Genomic DNA, 15,236 nt, shown 5'->3' on the forward strand with positions numbered 1-15,236 from the left:
TGATCAGTTTTTTCTATGAAAACTGACTGGCGACCCGCTTTCTGTTGCGCTAGTATTTTCGAAAACGAACATTAATGTTCATATTCGATGTGAACAGCCCCAGGAGGCCTTGCCCGTGTCCCAGCCAGTTTCGTCACAGCCCCCCCTCGCCGACTGCTATGACCTCGCCGTGATCGGCGGTGGCATCAATGGTGTGGGCATTGCTGCCGACGCCGCTGGCCGCGGCCTCAGCGTGTTTCTCTGTGAGCGGGACGACCTCGCCCAGCACACCTCTTCGGCCAGCAGCAAGTTGATCCACGGTGGCCTGCGCTACCTGGAACACTACGAATTCCGCCTGGTTCGCGAAGCCCTGGCCGAGCGTGAAGTACTGCTCGCCAAAGCCCCGCACATCGTCAAGCCGATGCGTTTCGTGCTCCCGCACCGCCCGCACCTGCGCCCGGCCTGGATGATCCGCGCCGGCCTGTTCCTTTACGACCACCTGGGCAAGCGCAAGCGCCTGGGCGCCTCGCGCAGCCTGCGCTTCGGCCCTGGCTACCCACTGAAGCCGTCGATCACCCGTGGCTTCGAATATGCTGACTGCGCCGTGGACGACGCTCGCCTGGTGGTGCTCAACGCCATGGCCGCCCGCGAGCAGGGTGCGCACATCCGCACCCGCACCCGCTGCCTGCGCGCCGAACGCATGAATGGCCTGTGGCAGGTCGAGTTGCAGCATGCCGATGGCAGCCTGCAGACCATTCGCGCCCGCGCCCTGGTCAACGCCGCCGGCCCCTGGGTCGCCAGCTTCATCAAGGACGACCTCAAGCTCGATGCCCCTTACGGTATCCGCCTGATCCAGGGCAGCCACATCATCGTGCCGCGGCTGTACGACGGCGAACATGCCTACATCCTGCAGAACGAAGACCAGCGCATCGTGTTCTGCATCCCCTACCTCGAACGCTTTACCCTGATTGGCACCACCGACCGCGAATACAGTGGCGACCCTGCCAAGGTCGCCATCACCGAGCAGGAAACCGATTACCTGCTGAAGGTTGTCAATGAGCACTTCAACCATCAGCTCGAACGCAGCGACATCGTCCATACCTATTCCGGGGTTCGCCCGCTGTGCAACGATGAATCGGACAACCCTTCTGCCGTGACCCGCGACTACACCCTGGCGCTGTCTGCCAGCGAAGGGCAGGCGCCGTTGCTGTCGGTGTTCGGCGGCAAGCTGACGACTTACCGCAAGCTGGCAGAGTCGGCCATGGCCGAACTCAAGCCCCACTTCCCGCAACTGCGCGGCAGCTGGACGGCCGCTGCGCCCCTGCCGGGGGGTGAGCAGATGACTACCGTGCAAGCCTTGGTCGATGCCGTGCTGGCCCGTTGTGGCTGGCTGGCGGTGGATATCGCCAAGCGTTGGGCTGTGACCTATGGCAGCCGCGTATGGCAGCTGCTCGAAGGCGTGCAGGGCCCGGAGGATCTGGGCCAATCCATCGGTGGCGGTTTGTTCGGCCGCGAAGTGGACTACCTTGTCGAGCACGAATGGGCCGCCAGCGCCGATGACATTCTCTGGCGTCGCACCAAGCTTGGCCTGTTCACCAGCGCTGCGCAGCAGCAGGCGCTGGTGCAGTACCTGCACGACAAACACGTGAAGCAGGCCGCAACTCGCGCGGCATGAGCAGGCTGGGCCTGCCGCCAGGCAACGCTGGCGGCGGCCGGCCTCAATCAGTGAATCGCGCCCACGCTTCTTCCGCCAGCGTCCTCAGCAGCCGCTGCTCGGCGACCTCAAGTTCGCGCATCAACTCATCAGCCCTCTGCAGATAGAGCTGCTCGCCGCCGCTGGCAGCTTGTGCCTCATGTTCAGCAAGGCGCTGGTGGTAAGGCTCGACCAACGCATCGAAGCGCTCAGCATAACGCCGCCTGGCGTAACTGGCCCAAAAGGGCCGCTGCGCCAGCGTCTGCTGAATCTCTTCAGGCGTCTCGGCCTGCAGGACATCAAGTTGCGCCTCGAGCAGGTCATCGTCCGTTACATTGGCGTACTGGGCATAGTGCATGTCCTCGACCTGGACCGGCAGCTCCAGCGCTTGTGCCAAGCGATTGCGGTACAACAGCCTCACTTCGATTTCATCGACCCGACCTGACGTATTGGCACGCAGGTGCTGCACGTGCCGGGTAGCTATCGAGTCGACCAGATCCAGGCGGTACAGCTGCCGCCCCAGACGTACCAGGCTCTGCTCCACCTGGTTGGCCGGCACACCGCTAACCCCCTGCTGCACCAATACGCCGATTTCCATCTGGTTAAGCATCAGCAGCAAGCGGTCCTCGCAGCTGCGCGGCCCTCCCACCTCACGGAACACTTGCTCGCGCAGTACCTCGTTGTGCTCGCAGGCATCCAGAATGCGCCATACTCGCCGCCGGAAATGCCCTGGATGCTCGACAAAATCATCGCCCTGCCCCAGATCGGCCAGGAAGCGGAACAAATCGCTCGAACCAGCCTCCTGGCGCAACCGGTCCCAGGTCGCTTCACGCTGCAGGCGGAGCACCCGGTCGCGCGTTTGCGTCCACAGTTCCCGCACCTCGGCGTTGGCTTCCCGATGCTTGTACGATGCACTTCCGCGAGCGCCTGGCGCGGCACCTGCGCGCCTCAGGTCGAGCTGTTGGTGGCTGGTCTGGTTTAACGGGTTGTCATGTAGCTGAACGCGCGCCAGGCGCAGATCCAGCCCTTGCATCTCCTGCTGCAATTGCCGAATCCGGTTTTCTCGCGCGTCGATCATCGCTCGCCAGGAGGCACGCGAGAGCAACTCTTCGACATCGACCAGCTCCGTCGCCCGCAAATGCAACTGCCGCACGTGGCGCAAGCCCGAAAGGTCAGGCGCTTGCCCCAACGGATTGAAGCTGAGTTCGACGGTATCGAGCAGTGCAAGCGGGGCGAAACGGCGATTGGCCTGCTCGTCGATCACGATCTGGTTGCTGGTGAGGTTCAGACGCCGCAGGTGAGTGAGCCCTTCGATGCCAGGCGGCACCTGGGTAAGGCGATTTTCGCTGAGATCCAGTTCGACCAGGTTGGGGAAACGCCCGAGGAAGTCCGGGGCGATGCTCTCCAGGCCCATGTTGCGCAGGACCAGCCGATGTACATGGGCAAACTCCAAGCCAGCGGGCAACGTCGGCAATTCGCTGACATGCTCACCGTCCAGCACCAACTCGTACTCGTCATTGACATCGACCAGCTTGCGCCGCCAGCTGCGACGCAAGGTATCGGCAACCCGACGTCGCCTGATGGCGTCGGCTGGCGTTCGCCACTGCCCCTGCCATTCACTCAGTGCCCCACGCAGTTCGGCCAGCTGGCGTTGCAGCAGTTGGTAGTGATCCCACAAGTTATGCCCTTGCGCCCGCACGGCATTCAGGTAGGCCTGCAACTGCAGTTCACTGAGTGTCGGGAAGATCTGGTGGATGCCACGCCTGATCGCCTGCTGGCTACTCTCCCCTCCGCCACTCAGCCGGTAACCCAGGCGCCCGTCACCGAAACGCCTGGGCGGATGGATCGCTGCGCCTGAGGGGGCAGCGCCGATCAACCGCCCTGCCTGTTCTCGGTCGGCCGCAATGCTCGCCATCAGCCAGTCACGCAGCTGCCTGGCATTCAGGCTGGTGGAATTCAACACGGCCTTCTGCTCATCGTCCAGGCAAAGCACGAGCACCTTGAGCAGCGACTCGCCAGCACCGACGTCGAGCGAGCCATCGCTGTCATAGAGGCGGTAGCCTTGCTCGTGACGCACGATGAGCCGGGGCTTTGCAGCCGGTTCTGCGTGGCTGGCAAACAGCAATGGGCCTTCACGGCTGCCAGAACGCAGCTCTACCGGGTGGGTAGAAGGCCAAGGCACTTTGTGCGCCAGCAGCCCCATCACCAACCTCTCGCTGTCCGGGCTGCCCATGCCATGCAGGCGCACGCCCAGGCAAGCGTTGTCCAGGCGGGTTTGGCGAACATGAGCGCGCGCCCGTTCCGCCATGCCCAGTGGTACTCGTCCGTTGGCACGCCAGTTCTCCAGCTGCGCTGAACAGGTATGCCGGATGATTTCCTCGGCCCCACGTGGCGTCAGGCCCTTGAAAGCCGCCATCAGCACCGCCTGGTCTGGGTCAGTCGCCTGGCGCAAGCCACCCAGTGCCTCTTCGAACGCTGCGCCTTTGAGCCCTGGCGAGGCATGGTGCAGGGCAATGCGCTCATGCATGTCCAGGATCCGGGCCGGGGCCGGGGCGTGTTCCACACACAGTCGGCGCACCTTGTCAGCGTTGAAGCCAGTGACCGTCAGCAAGGTCCGGGCATCATCCTCCAGCACACTGCCAAACGCTTGTGGGGCAAGCGCCTGCAACAGTGCTGCCGGGCTTTCTTCCAGATGCGCGCGCAGGCTGCGGTGCCTGAGCTTCACCGTGCCATCAGCCGCCATCCCAGGCTCCAGCGCGTCGACGAATGCAATGCGCGGCAGAACATGCACCACTCCCGACAACGCCCCAGCCAGCGCCACGCTCTCGACCACGCCGAACAGATGATTCAGTGCCCCCTGGCGATCACCCAACTGCCAGGCTTGGTAACCTTCGTAGACTTCGTCCAGCAACTGAACGGCGTTAACAACCAACAGCAACTCACCCAGTCCAGGAACGAAGAATGCCGCCATGCCCAACAGGTCCAGGCCGGCCGACAGCATCTGCTGCAAGCGCTCCTGCCGGCTCTGGCGATCTTCATCATCCGTCGGCACGGCGATGAACCGCGCATCGTCGAAAATCCTCGCGACCTGCTGCGCCTGAACATGGGCGACTGCGTGCCCGGTAATGGGCAGGTTGCGGCCATCGAGTTCAACCACTGCCGGCGCAGCCGGTGCCTTGAGCAACCGGGTAAGCGCCTGATTGAACCCAGCACTGTCACGAGCCTTGATGAAGCGGCTGAACCAGCTGCGGAAGGTGGGCACGCGCAAGCGTATGGCGATGTCCTCGTAAACGTCTGACCAGCAATCGTAGTGGCGGATGGCTTTATCCGGATCACCTGGCATCCAGACGATGATCTCGTCGATTTCATCGCGGCCGGCCGCTCGCCATTCCAGGGCGATCACACCGACGATGCACTTGCCGAGCAGGTAGAGCTGCCGCGCAGTGAAGCTTCCCTTGGCCTCTACCCGCTCTTCGGTCCCGGCGAGATACGCGAGCAGGCGCTGCAGGTCCGCTTCGTCGATCTGTCGCTTGATCCTGGCCTCGTATACCTCGGCTTTCAGGCGAGCACGCAGGCAGTCCTGAAACAGCTGTTCGACGTGCCGGCGAGCCTGATCCCAAGGCTGGCCGCGCCCAGATTTGGGCTGCAGCACGCTCTTGAGCACAGCCTGGTAGCCCGCACCGATATCCAGGCTGCGGCAGATACTGGCAAATCGCTCGAACGGCAGCGCCAGCACAGCCCCCTTGGCGCCGACGAGCCTGGCGCTGCGCAGAAGCCAGGGCCTGGTTTCATGATCCTGGAAGTTGTGCAACGCAGCCGCGAGCAAACTGTGCCGGGAAGTGTAGGTGGCCGCGGGTTGGTAGAGCTTCTCGGCGGCGGACGGCAGCTCGAACCGTTCATTGATCGACACAAATGCCTGCCGGGGGTCGACATGCGCAAGCCCCGCTTCATTCAAAGCCCTTTGCAAACGAGGCAACGCAAAAGCCTCGATGGACGGAACTGGCTCCAACAGCTGCCGAAGCCGCTCGGCATACCCTTGCTGCGCCAGCAATGCCTGATGGTAGGCGCGTGCATGTTCAGCCTCGGCACGGATGAGCCATTGAGGCAGGTTTCGCTCGATCAGATGGTCGACGGAGGTTGCAGGAAACACCGGATTCACTGCCACAGTGGGATCTCCAAACAGGAAAACCCCGATCTGAGCACGCGCCCCGATGACCCTCGTGGTAGATAGATCAGTCATTCGGATTTCCGAATGCAATCAATCCATCCGTTCGGAAACCCGTTAGTGCTTAGCTACGCTGGAACTCGAAAAATGGCTTGCTCCCCGCGGAACATGCGACGTTATGATCGATATCAGAGCTTGGCACGACTCATGCTCTACACTTGGTAGCCGAATGCACTCGCTTCTTGTTGTATTCGTTGAACGAAAGAGTCCGCCAACGGCTCCATAAAAAAAACAAACACGTCGAGGAAAGATTGATGCGTATCGTTCGTCATCTGTTGGGCGCAACCATCGCCGCCGCGATCATCGCTTCGCCAGCCATGGCTGAAGAACTGACCGGTACCCTGAAGAAGATCAAGGACTCGGGCACCATCACCCTGGGCCACCGCGACTCTTCCATCCCGTTTTCCTACCTGGCCGGCGGTCAAACGCCCGTGGGCTACTCCCACGACATCCAGCTGGCCGTGGTCGATGCCCTGAAGAAGCAACTGGGTACCGACATCAAGGTCAAGTACAACCTGGTCACCTCCCAGACCCGCATTCCGCTGGTGCAGAACGGCACCGTGGACCTTGAGTGCGGCTCCACCACCAACAACGTCGAGCGCCAGCAGCAAGTCGGCTTTTCGGTCGGCATCTTCGAAGTCGGTACCCGCCTGCTGACCAAGGTCAAGGACGGTCAACCTTCCTACAAGGACTTCCCGGACCTGGCCGGCAAGAACGTGGTGACCACCGCTGGCACCACCTCGGAGCGCATCCTCAAGGCGATGAACGCCGACAAGCAGATGAAGATGAACGTGATTTCCGCCAAGGACCACGGTGAAGCCTTCAACATGCTCGAAAGCGGCCGCGCCGTGGCCTTCATGATGGACGACGCCCTGCTGGCCGGTGAAATGGCCAAGGCGCGCAACCCTAAAGACTGGGTCATCACCGGTACTCCGCAATCGTATGAAATCTACGGCTGCATGGTGCGCAAGGATGACCCTGCGTTCAAGAAAGCCGTCGATGACGCCATCGTCGCCTACTTCAAGTCGGGCGAAGTCAACAAGAGCTACGACAAGTGGTTCACCCAGCCGATCCCGCCCAAGGGCCTCAACCTGAACTTCCAGATGAGCGACGAGCTGAAAAAACTGATCGCCGAGCCAACCGACAAGGCTGCGGACGAGAAGAAGTCCTGACCCTCAGATAGTGGCCTGGTGCGCAAGCACACCAATCAAAGCTGCAGGCCACTCATTAGTGTCTAACCTTTCATCCGAGGGCGCCCGGCGCCCTTGGATGCTCGAAGGTGCCCGTGAAACAATCGTCTGAGGGGAAATCCCGATGAATTACAACTGGGACTGGGGCGTGTTCTTCAAGTCCACCGGCGTGGGCAGCGAGACCTACCTGGACTGGTACATCACCGGTCTGGGCTGGACCATCGCCATCGCCATCACCGCCTGGATCATCGCATTGCTGCTGGGGTCGCTCCTCGGCGTCATGCGTACCGTGCCGAACCGTCTGGTATCGGGCATCGCCACCGCCTATGTGGAACTGTTCCGCAACGTGCCGCTGCTGGTGCAGCTGTTCATCTGGTACTTCCTGGTGCCAGACCTGCTGCCCGAAGGCCTGCAGGAATGGTTCAAGCAGGATCTGAACCCGACCACCTCGGCGCTGATCAGCGTGGTCATCTGCCTGGGGCTGTTCACCGCCGCCCGCGTCTGCGAACAGGTGCGCACCGGCATCCAGGCGCTGCCCCGCGGCCAGGAAGCCGCGGCCCGCGCCATGGGCTTCAGCCTGCCGCAGATCTACAACAACGTGCTGCTGCCGCAGGCCTACCGGATCATCATTCCGCCACTCACCTCGGAATTCCTGAACGTATTCAAGAACTCCTCGGTGGCTTCGCTGATCGGCCTGATGGAGCTGCTGGCGCAGACCAAGCAGACCGCCGAATTCTCGGCCAACCTGTTCGAGGCCTTCACCCTGGCCACGCTGATCTACTTCACCCTGAACATGGGCCTGATGCTGCTGATGCGCATGGTCGAGAAGAAAGTTGCCGTGCCTGGCCTGATCTCCGTGGGGGGCAAGTAAATGGACATGGATTTCAGCGAAATCATCCCGGCCCTGCCTGCCCTGTGGGAAGGCATGGTCATGACCCTGCAACTGATGGTCATGGGCGTGGTCGGTGGCATCGTGCTGGGCACCATCCTGGCGCTGATGCGTTTGTCGTCGAGCAAGCTGCTGTCACGCGTGGCCGGCGCCTACGTCAACTATTTCCGCTCGATCCCGCTGCTGCTGGTGATCACCTGGTTCTACCTGGCAGTGCCCTTCGTGCTGCGCTGGATCACTGGCGAGGACACCCCGGTGGGTGCCTTCACCTCCTGCGTAGTGGCCTTCATGATGTTCGAGGCCGCGTACTTCTGCGAAATCGTCCGTGCTGGCGTGCAGTCGATCTCCAAGGGCCAGATGGGCGCCGCCCAGGCCCTGGGCATGACCTATGGCCAGACCATGCGCCTGATCATCCTGCCCCAGGCCTTCCGCAAGATGACCCCGCTGCTGCTGCAGCAGAGCATCATCCTGTTCCAGGACACCTCGCTGGTGTACACCGTAGGCCTGGTGGACTTCCTCAACTCGGCACGCTCCAACGGCGACATCATCGGGCGCTCCCATGAGTTCCTGATCTTCGCCGGGGTCGTGTACTTCGTCATCAGCTTCTCCGCTTCGTGGCTGGTCAAGCGCCTGCAAAAAAGGATCACCGTATGATTTCCATCAAGAACGTCAACAAGTGGTACGGCGACTTCCAGGTGCTGACCGATTGCAGCACCGAGGTCAAGAAGGGTGAAGTGGTTGTCGTCTGCGGCCCTTCGGGCTCGGGCAAGTCGACCCTGATCAAGTGCGTCAACGCCCTGGAACCGTTCCAGAAAGGCGACATCGTGGTCGATGGCACCTCGATCGCCGACCCCAAGACCAACCTGCCCAAGCTGCGTTCGCGGGTGGGCATGGTGTTCCAGCACTTCGAACTGTTCCCGCACCTGAGCATCACCGAGAACCTGACCATCGCCCAGCGCAAGGTGCTCGGCCGCAGCGAGGCGGAAGCGACCAAGAAAGGCCTGGCCCTGCTCGACCGCGTCGGCCTTGGCGCCCACGCCAAGAAGCACCCTGGCCAGCTGTCCGGCGGCCAGCAGCAACGCGTGGCGATTGCCCGCGCGCTGTCGATGGACCCGATCGTCATGCTGTTCGACGAACCGACCTCGGCGCTGGACCCTGAAATGGTCAACGAAGTACTGGACGTGATGGTCGAGCTGGCCCACGAAGGCATGACCATGATGTGCGTGACCCACGAGATGGGCTTCGCCCGTAAGGTGGCCAACCGGGTGATCTTCATGGACAAGGGCAACATCATCGAGGACTGCCAGAAGGAAGATTTCTTCGGCAACCCGAGTGCCCGCCACGAACGCACCCAGCACTTCCTCAGCAAGATCCTGCAACACTGATTCGGCAACAACGGCACCGCTGACCGGGCTCGCCCGGCAGTGGATGCTGGCCGTGACAAGGCCACTGTGATGAAATGCGATCCCTCGCTTCTTCTTCCTGCCAAGCCCGCCGTGAAATCCCGCCTGATTCGTCAATTGCTGCTGCCGCCCCTGATCATTCTGCTGATGGTCGGGCTGGGCATGGCTGGCTTCCTGATCAGCGAAAGCAACGGCATCCGCACCCTCAGCGAAAACGGCGAGCGTGCGCTCGAACTGCATGCGCGCACGGTCGAAAGCGAAATCAGCAAGTACACCTACCTGCCAAGCCTGCTGGAGCTGGAAGACAGCGTCTCGCAGTTGCTCACCGACCCTGATGGCGCCAACCGGCAGACCGTCAATGAATACCTCGAAGGCCTGAACCGTCGCAGCCGCAGCCGGGCGATCTTCGTGCTCGACACCAACGGCCGGGTGCAGGCCAGCAGCAACTGGCGCGATGCCGACTCGTTCCTCGGCGAGGATCTGTCGTTCCGTGCCTATTTCCAGAATGCCGTGCGCGGCGAACCGGGGCGGTTCTACGGTATCGGCAGCACCACTGGCGAGGCGGGCTACTACCTGGCCCACGGTCTCGAAGAGCACGGCAAGATCATCGGCGTGGCGGTTATCAAGGTGCGCCTGGACACCCTTGAAGAACGCTGGCAGCGCGCCCGCCTGGAAGCCTTCGTCAGCGACGAGAATGGCATCATCATCCTTTCCAGCGACCCGGCGCGGCGCCTGAAGTCAGTGCGCCCGCTGACCCCACAGATCAAGGAGCGCCTTGCGCGCAGCCTGCAGTATTACTGGTGGCCGCTGAACGAACTGCAGCCGCTGGCCCGCGAAACCCTGGCCGACGGCGTGGAGAAACTGACCTTCCCGGCCAACGCCGAAACCGCCCGGGGCAAGCCCCATGAGGTGAGCTACCTGGCACAGACCCGGCGCCTGGTCGATACCCCCTGGCACTTTACCTTGCTCACCCCGCTGCAGGACCTGCGCCGCGAATCCATGGTGCAGGGCATCCTGGTCGCCGTGGCCTTCGCCCTGCTGACGATCCTCGGCATTGCCTGGAACGAGCGGCGCAAGGTAGTTGCCACGCGCCTGGCCGCCCGGGAGGCACTGGAGGAAGCCAACAGCCAGCTGGAACGGCGCATTGCCGACCGCACCGCCGACCTGCGCGCCAGCAACGAAAGGCTCAAGGGCCAGATCCGCGAACGCCGCCACGCCGAACAGACCCTGCGCCAGGCCCAGGACGAGCTGGTCCAGGCCGGCAAGCTGGCGGCGATCGGGCAGATGTCCACCAGCATCGCCCACGAGCTCAACCAGCCGCTGGCGGCGCTGCGTACGCTGTCCGGCAATACCGTGCGGTTCCTCGAACGTGGCGCGCTGGAAACCGCCAGCACCAACCTGCGCACCATGAACGACCTGATCGACCGCATGGGCCGCATCACTGCCAGCCTGCGTTCGTTTGCCCGACGCGGCGACGACAGTGGCCAGGCTTCGCTGGCCAAAGCCGTTGACGCCACCCTGCAAGTGTTGAGCGAGCGCATCAACAGCTGCCACCTGCAATTGCACCGCCAGTTCGACGACCAGCAACTGGCGATCGACCAGACCCGCCTCGAACAGATCCTGGTCAACCTGATCGGCAATGCCCTCGACGCCATGGCCTCCGTGCCGCTGCCGGAACTCTGGCTCGAAGGTGAACAGCAAGGCGACAAGTACCGTCTGCAGGTGCGCGACAATGGCCACGGCATCGATGCCGAGACCCGCAAGCACCTGTTCGAACCCTTCTTCACCACCAAACCGGGCGAACACGGCCTGGGCCTGGGGCTGACCCTGTCGGCGAGCCTTGCCGCCGCCGCCAAGGGCAGCCTGAACGTCGAGCACCCCGCCACTGGCGGCACGGCCTTCGTCCTCGCCCTGCCCTTGGTCACGCCCCCCAGCGAATCGGCAGAGCAACCATGAACCAAGCGCCACTTACCGTTCTGATCGTCGAAGACGACCCGCATGTGCTGCTCGGCTGCCAGCAGGCGCTGGCCCTGGAAGACATCGCCTGCGAGGGGGTTGGCAGTGCCGAACAGGCCCTGGAGCGCATCGGCGATGATTTTGCCGGGATCGTCGTCAGCGATATCCGCCTGCCCGGCATCGATGGCCTGGAGCTGCTCAACCGCCTCAAGGCCCGCGACCGCAGCCTGCCGGTGGTGCTGATCACCGGCCACGGCGATATCGACATGGCGGTCGGTGCCATGCGCAATGGCGCCTACGACTTCATGGAAAAGCCCTTCTCCCCCGAGCGCCTGGTCGATGTGGTGCGCCGTGCGCTGGAACAGCGCGGGCTGTCCCGCGAGGTGGTGGCGCTGCGCCGGCAACTGGCCGAACAGAGCAGCCTGGAGGGCCGTATCATTGGCCGCTCGCCAGCCATGGAGCAGCTGCGCGAACTGATCGCCAATGTCGCCGATACCTCGGCCAACGTATTGATCGAAGGTGAAACCGGCACCGGCAAGGAGCTGGTCGCCCGCTGCCTGCATGACTTCAGCCGGCGCCAAAGCCAGCCGTTCGTGGCGCTGAACTGTGGCGGCCTGCCAGAAAACCTGTTCGAAAGCGAAATCTTCGGCCACGAAGCCAACGCCTTCACCGGTGCCGGCAAGCGCCGCATCGGCAAGATCGAACACGCCAACGGCGGCACACTGTTCCTCGACGAAGTGGAAAGCATGCCGATCAACCTGCAGATCAAGCTGCTGCGCGTACTGCAGGAGCGTACCCTGGAACGGCTGGGCTCGAACCAGAGCATTGCGGTGGATTGCCGGGTGATCGCAGCCACCAAATCCGACCTCGACGCGCTCGGCCAGAGCGGGCAGTTCCGCAGCGACCTGTATTACCGGCTGAACGTGGTGACCCTGGAGCTGCCACCGCTGCGTGAACGCCGGGAAGACATCCTGCAACTGTTCGAACATTTCCTGCAGCAGTCGGCGCTGCGTTTCGACCGCGAGGCGCCCACCCTGGACAGCCAGACCTTGTCGCGGCTGATGGCCCACGACTGGCCGGGCAACGTGCGCGAGTTGCGTAACGTGGCCGAGCGTTATGCCCTGGGGTTGCCGGCTTTCAAGAAGGGGCCGAGCAGCGGTGCAAGCCAGGGGGTCGGGTTTGCCGAGGCGGTTGAAGCGTTCGAGCGCAACCTGCTCAGCGATGCCTTGCAGCGGACCGGCGGCAACCTCAGCCAGGCCAGCCAGGAACTGGGTATGGCCAAGACAACCCTGTTCGACAAAGTGAAGAAGTACGGGCTTGGTTGATGAACCGGTGTCGCCCGCGAAGCAGGCGACGCCGATTCAAAGCCCGGCGATATGGGTGACATCCTGCCGATGCGATTGCAGGTAGGGCAGCACCGCCGCCAGCAAAGGTGCCTTGAACGGTTCCTGGAAGCGGTGTGCCAACCCTGGGATCAACCGCAACTGACTGCCCTGGATATGCGCCGCCAGGTGCACCCCGTGCATCACCGGCAACAGCGGATCGGCCGTGCCATGCACCACCAGCGTCGGTACCCGCAACCCATTGAGCAACTGCACCCGGCTCGGCTCGGCCAGGATCGCCATGATCTGACGCTTCGCACCATCTGGGTTGAATGCCCGGTCATAGGCCACCGCCGCCTGCTGTAGTAGCACAGCCCGATCATCATGTACTTGCGGGCTGCCCAGCGCTGCCAGCAAGTCCGCCTGCTGCTCGATGGCCACCTCACGGCTCGGCGCACTGCGCCGCGCCAGCAACTGCACCAGGGCCGGATCCGGCGCCGGCAGCCCTGCCGCCCCCGAACTGGACATCACCAGGGTCAGGCTGCGCACCCGCTCAGGCGCCATGGCTGCCAGGTGCTGGGCGATCATCCCGCCCATGCTCACGCCGAGCACATGGAACTGGCGAATGCCCAGCACATCCATCAACTGCAGGCCATCGTTCGCCATGTCGGTCAAGGTGTAAGGCGCGTCGACCGCCAGGCCCAGCTTGTAGCGCAACAGTTCGACCGTGAGGTTGGCCGAAGGCGGCAGCTGATTCCAGCGCGACAGGCCGACATCGCGGTTGTCGTAGCGAATGACCCGGAAGCCCTGGCGGCACAACGCTTCGACGACATCGTCCGGCCAATGGATGAGTTGCCCGCCCAGGCCCATCACCAGCAGCAAGGCCGGATCGCGGGGCGCGCCGACACTCTGGTAGACCAGGCTCAGCTCGCCGATCTCAGCGCGTTGTACCGGCACATGGGCGTCACAGCGCGTGTCGGCAAAGCTTGCCGAAGCACTGAACACGAGAAAGAAAAACAGCAGAAAAGCCCGCATGAAAGAAACACCAGAATGCAGATCCCCAGTAGAGCGCGAGTCTGATGAATTTAATTCGGGGGCGCTGCCACAGTTCGGTGACAGTTTGATGAACCCTGCCGAGCGGTGCGGCACAAGGTCCAGTCGACAGCCTGGGGCAACATGAGCGAAACTCAACTCATTCCCCGTTTACTTTAAAAATTTTCTCGGAGTCAGCCGTGCTGGAGATCCGCCACCTTAAAACCCTCCATGCCCTGCGCGAGGCCGACAGCCTGGTGGAGGCCGCAGAACGCCTGCACCTGACCCAGTCAGCGCTGTCGCACCAGTTCAAGGAGCTGGAAGAGCGCCTGGGGCTGCCGCTGTTCGTGCGCAAGACCAAGCCGATCCGCTTCACCAGCGCCGGCTTGCGCCTGCTGCAACTGGCCGATGCCACCCTGCCGCTGCTGCGCGGCGCCGAGCGCGACATCGCCCGGCTGGCGGGCGGCACCGCCGGACGCCTGCACATGGCCATCGAATGCCATAGTTGCTTCCAGTGGCTGATGCCAACCATCGACCAGTTCCGCGATGCCTGGCCGGAAGTGGAGCTGGACCTGGCCTCAGGCTTCGCCTTCGCCCCGTTACCGGCGCTGGCCCGTGGCGACCTCGACCTGGTGGTGACTTCCGACCCGCTGGATCTGGCCGGCATCACCTACGTACCGCTGTTCACCTACGAAGCCATGCTCGCCGTGGCCAACCAGCACCCGCTGGCCAGCAAGCCGTACATCGTGCCCCAGGACCTGCTCGACCAGACCCTGATCACCTACCCGGTGGAGCGCGACCGCCTGGATATCTTCACCCGCTTCCTGGAGCCGGCCGACATCGAGCCGGCCGCCGTGCGCACGTCCGAGCTGACGGTGATGATGATGCAGCTGGTGGCCAGCGGCCGTGGCGTGTGCGGCATGCCGCACTGGGCGCTGCACGAGTACAGCTCGCGGGGCTATGTGAAAGGCAAGCGCCTGGGCGAAAAAGGCCTGTTCGCCACGCTGTATGCGGCAGTACGCACCGACATGCTCGATGCGCCTTACATGCGGGACTTCCTGTTGACCGCCAAGGACACCTCGTTCGCCACGCTCGACGGGGTCAGTGCGGTACGCTGACGGCCTGGCGGTACAACGGCAGGATCAGATCGCGGGTCAGTGGCGCCAGCTCCAGCGTTGCGGCCTGATCGGCGGCCAGCCACTGCACTTCTTCGATTTCCGCCGCCGGGGCCACGGCCTCGGCACTGTCGACGCGGAACAGTTCGGCCTGCACCTCGAAGCCCGGCTCGTTGGCGGCAGGCGCGCTGAACTGGCCCAGGTGCACAGCCTGCTCAGGGTCGATGTGCAACCCCAGTTCTTCGTGCAGTTCACGCACCAGCGCCTGAACGGGCGACTCGCCGGCATCGATCTTGCCCCCAGGTTGCATGAACGCCTGGGTGCCGCGCTTGCGCACCAGCAGGGTCCGGCCTTGCGGGTCGATCAGCAGGGCAGCGGCGATGCGGATGATATTGGGCATGGGTGAGCTCGCTGAAAAGGCGACAGTCTACA

At 63.3% G+C, this 15,236-nt stretch carries 11 protein-coding genes; 8 read left to right on the plus strand and 3 right to left on the minus strand.

Features of this window, described 5'->3' with window-relative positions; translation table 11 throughout:
• The first annotated feature begins 115 nt into the window (after positions 1-115).
• Positions 116-1,654, plus strand: a complete 1,539-nt coding sequence (glpD, locus tag OCX61_RS21775; protein ID WP_261941332.1) for a glycerol-3-phosphate dehydrogenase — start codon at positions 116-118, stop codon at positions 1,652-1,654.
• 43 nt (positions 1,655-1,697) lie between these two features.
• On the opposite strand, the gene OCX61_RS21780 is transcribed toward glpD, so the two are convergent.
• Complete coding sequence (locus tag OCX61_RS21780) at positions 1,698-5,837, minus strand: NEL-type E3 ubiquitin ligase domain-containing protein (RefSeq protein ID WP_315973261.1); 4,140 nt, start codon at positions 5,835-5,837, stop codon at positions 1,698-1,700.
• Positions 5,838-6,151: 314 nt separating this feature from the next.
• Between OCX61_RS21780 and OCX61_RS21785 the strand changes: the two genes are divergently transcribed.
• From OCX61_RS21785 to aauR, 6 genes are all read left to right on the plus strand, one after another.
• The gene (locus tag OCX61_RS21785) at positions 6,152-7,069 is read left to right on the plus strand and encodes a glutamate/aspartate ABC transporter substrate-binding protein (RefSeq protein ID WP_261941334.1); all 918 of its coding nucleotides are present in this window, start codon (positions 6,152-6,154) and stop codon (positions 7,067-7,069) included.
• 142 nt (positions 7,070-7,211) lie between these two features.
• On the plus strand, positions 7,212-7,958 hold the full coding sequence (locus tag OCX61_RS21790) for an amino acid ABC transporter permease (protein ID WP_103449397.1): 747 nt from the start codon (positions 7,212-7,214) through the stop codon (positions 7,956-7,958).
• Positions 7,959-8,630, plus strand: coding sequence for an amino acid ABC transporter permease (locus OCX61_RS21795; RefSeq protein WP_159409110.1), 672 nt, complete (start codon positions 7,959-7,961; stop codon positions 8,628-8,630). It abuts the gene before it with no gap.
• A complete protein-coding gene (locus OCX61_RS21800) occupies positions 8,627-9,361 on the plus strand; it encodes an amino acid ABC transporter ATP-binding protein (RefSeq protein WP_003258023.1) in 735 nt (244 codons plus the stop codon). Before OCX61_RS21795 ends, OCX61_RS21800 begins: the two co-directional genes overlap by 4 nt.
• A 69-nt stretch (positions 9,362-9,430) precedes the next feature.
• A complete protein-coding gene (gene aauS / locus OCX61_RS21805; protein ID WP_261941335.1) occupies positions 9,431-11,335 on the plus strand; it encodes a two-component sensor histidine kinase AauS in 1,905 nt (634 codons plus the stop codon).
• Positions 11,336-11,382: 47 nt separating this feature from the next.
• A complete protein-coding gene (aauR, locus tag OCX61_RS21810; protein WP_410011124.1) occupies positions 11,383-12,660 on the plus strand; it encodes a two-component response regulator AauR in 1,278 nt (425 codons plus the stop codon).
• Between the two features lie 36 nt (positions 12,661-12,696).
• Here the strand turns inward: aauR and OCX61_RS21815 are convergent, their stop codons facing one another.
• Positions 12,697-13,692: an alpha/beta fold hydrolase gene (locus OCX61_RS21815; RefSeq protein WP_261941337.1), complete on the minus strand. Its 996-nt coding sequence runs from the start codon at positions 13,690-13,692 to the stop codon at positions 12,697-12,699.
• A gap of 197 nt (positions 13,693-13,889) precedes the next feature.
• On the opposite strand from OCX61_RS21815, the gene metR reads away from it, so the two are divergent.
• Positions 13,890-14,807 (plus strand): transcriptional regulator MetR, encoded by a 918-nt coding sequence (metR, locus tag OCX61_RS21820; protein ID WP_003258025.1) that lies wholly within the window; start codon positions 13,890-13,892, stop codon positions 14,805-14,807.
• Here metR and OCX61_RS21825 read toward each other — a convergent pair.
• The gene (locus OCX61_RS21825) at positions 14,791-15,204 is read right to left on the minus strand and encodes an NUDIX hydrolase (protein ID WP_261941338.1); all 414 of its coding nucleotides are present in this window, start codon (positions 15,202-15,204) and stop codon (positions 14,791-14,793) included. The two genes, metR and OCX61_RS21825, sit on opposite strands and share 17 nt — an antisense overlap.
• Positions 15,205-15,236: the final 32 nt, after the last annotated feature.

Origin of the sequence: Pseudomonas sp. LRP2-20 (assembly GCF_024349685.1) — a bacterium.
Lineage (GTDB): Bacteria > Pseudomonadota > Gammaproteobacteria > Pseudomonadales > Pseudomonadaceae > Aquipseudomonas.

Coding starts and splice junctions, on each gene's coding strand:
- OCX61_RS21815 (WP_261941337.1), bottom strand. CDS start 13,692: ATGCGGGCTTTTCTGCTGTTTTTCTTTCTCGTGTTCAGTGCTTCGGCA.
- OCX61_RS21785 (WP_261941334.1), top strand. CDS start 6,152: ATGCGTATCGTTCGTCATCTGTTGGGCGCAACCATCGCCGCCGCGATC.
- OCX61_RS21790 (WP_103449397.1), top strand. CDS start 7,212: ATGAATTACAACTGGGACTGGGGCGTGTTCTTCAAGTCCACCGGCGTG.
- OCX61_RS21825 (WP_261941338.1), bottom strand. CDS start 15,204: ATGCCCAATATCATCCGCATCGCCGCTGCCCTGCTGATCGACCCGCAA.
- OCX61_RS21795 (WP_159409110.1), top strand. CDS start 7,959: ATGGACATGGATTTCAGCGAAATCATCCCGGCCCTGCCTGCCCTGTGG.
- OCX61_RS21800 (WP_003258023.1), top strand. CDS start 8,627: ATGATTTCCATCAAGAACGTCAACAAGTGGTACGGCGACTTCCAGGTG.
- aauS (WP_261941335.1), top strand. CDS start 9,431: ATGAAATGCGATCCCTCGCTTCTTCTTCCTGCCAAGCCCGCCGTGAAA.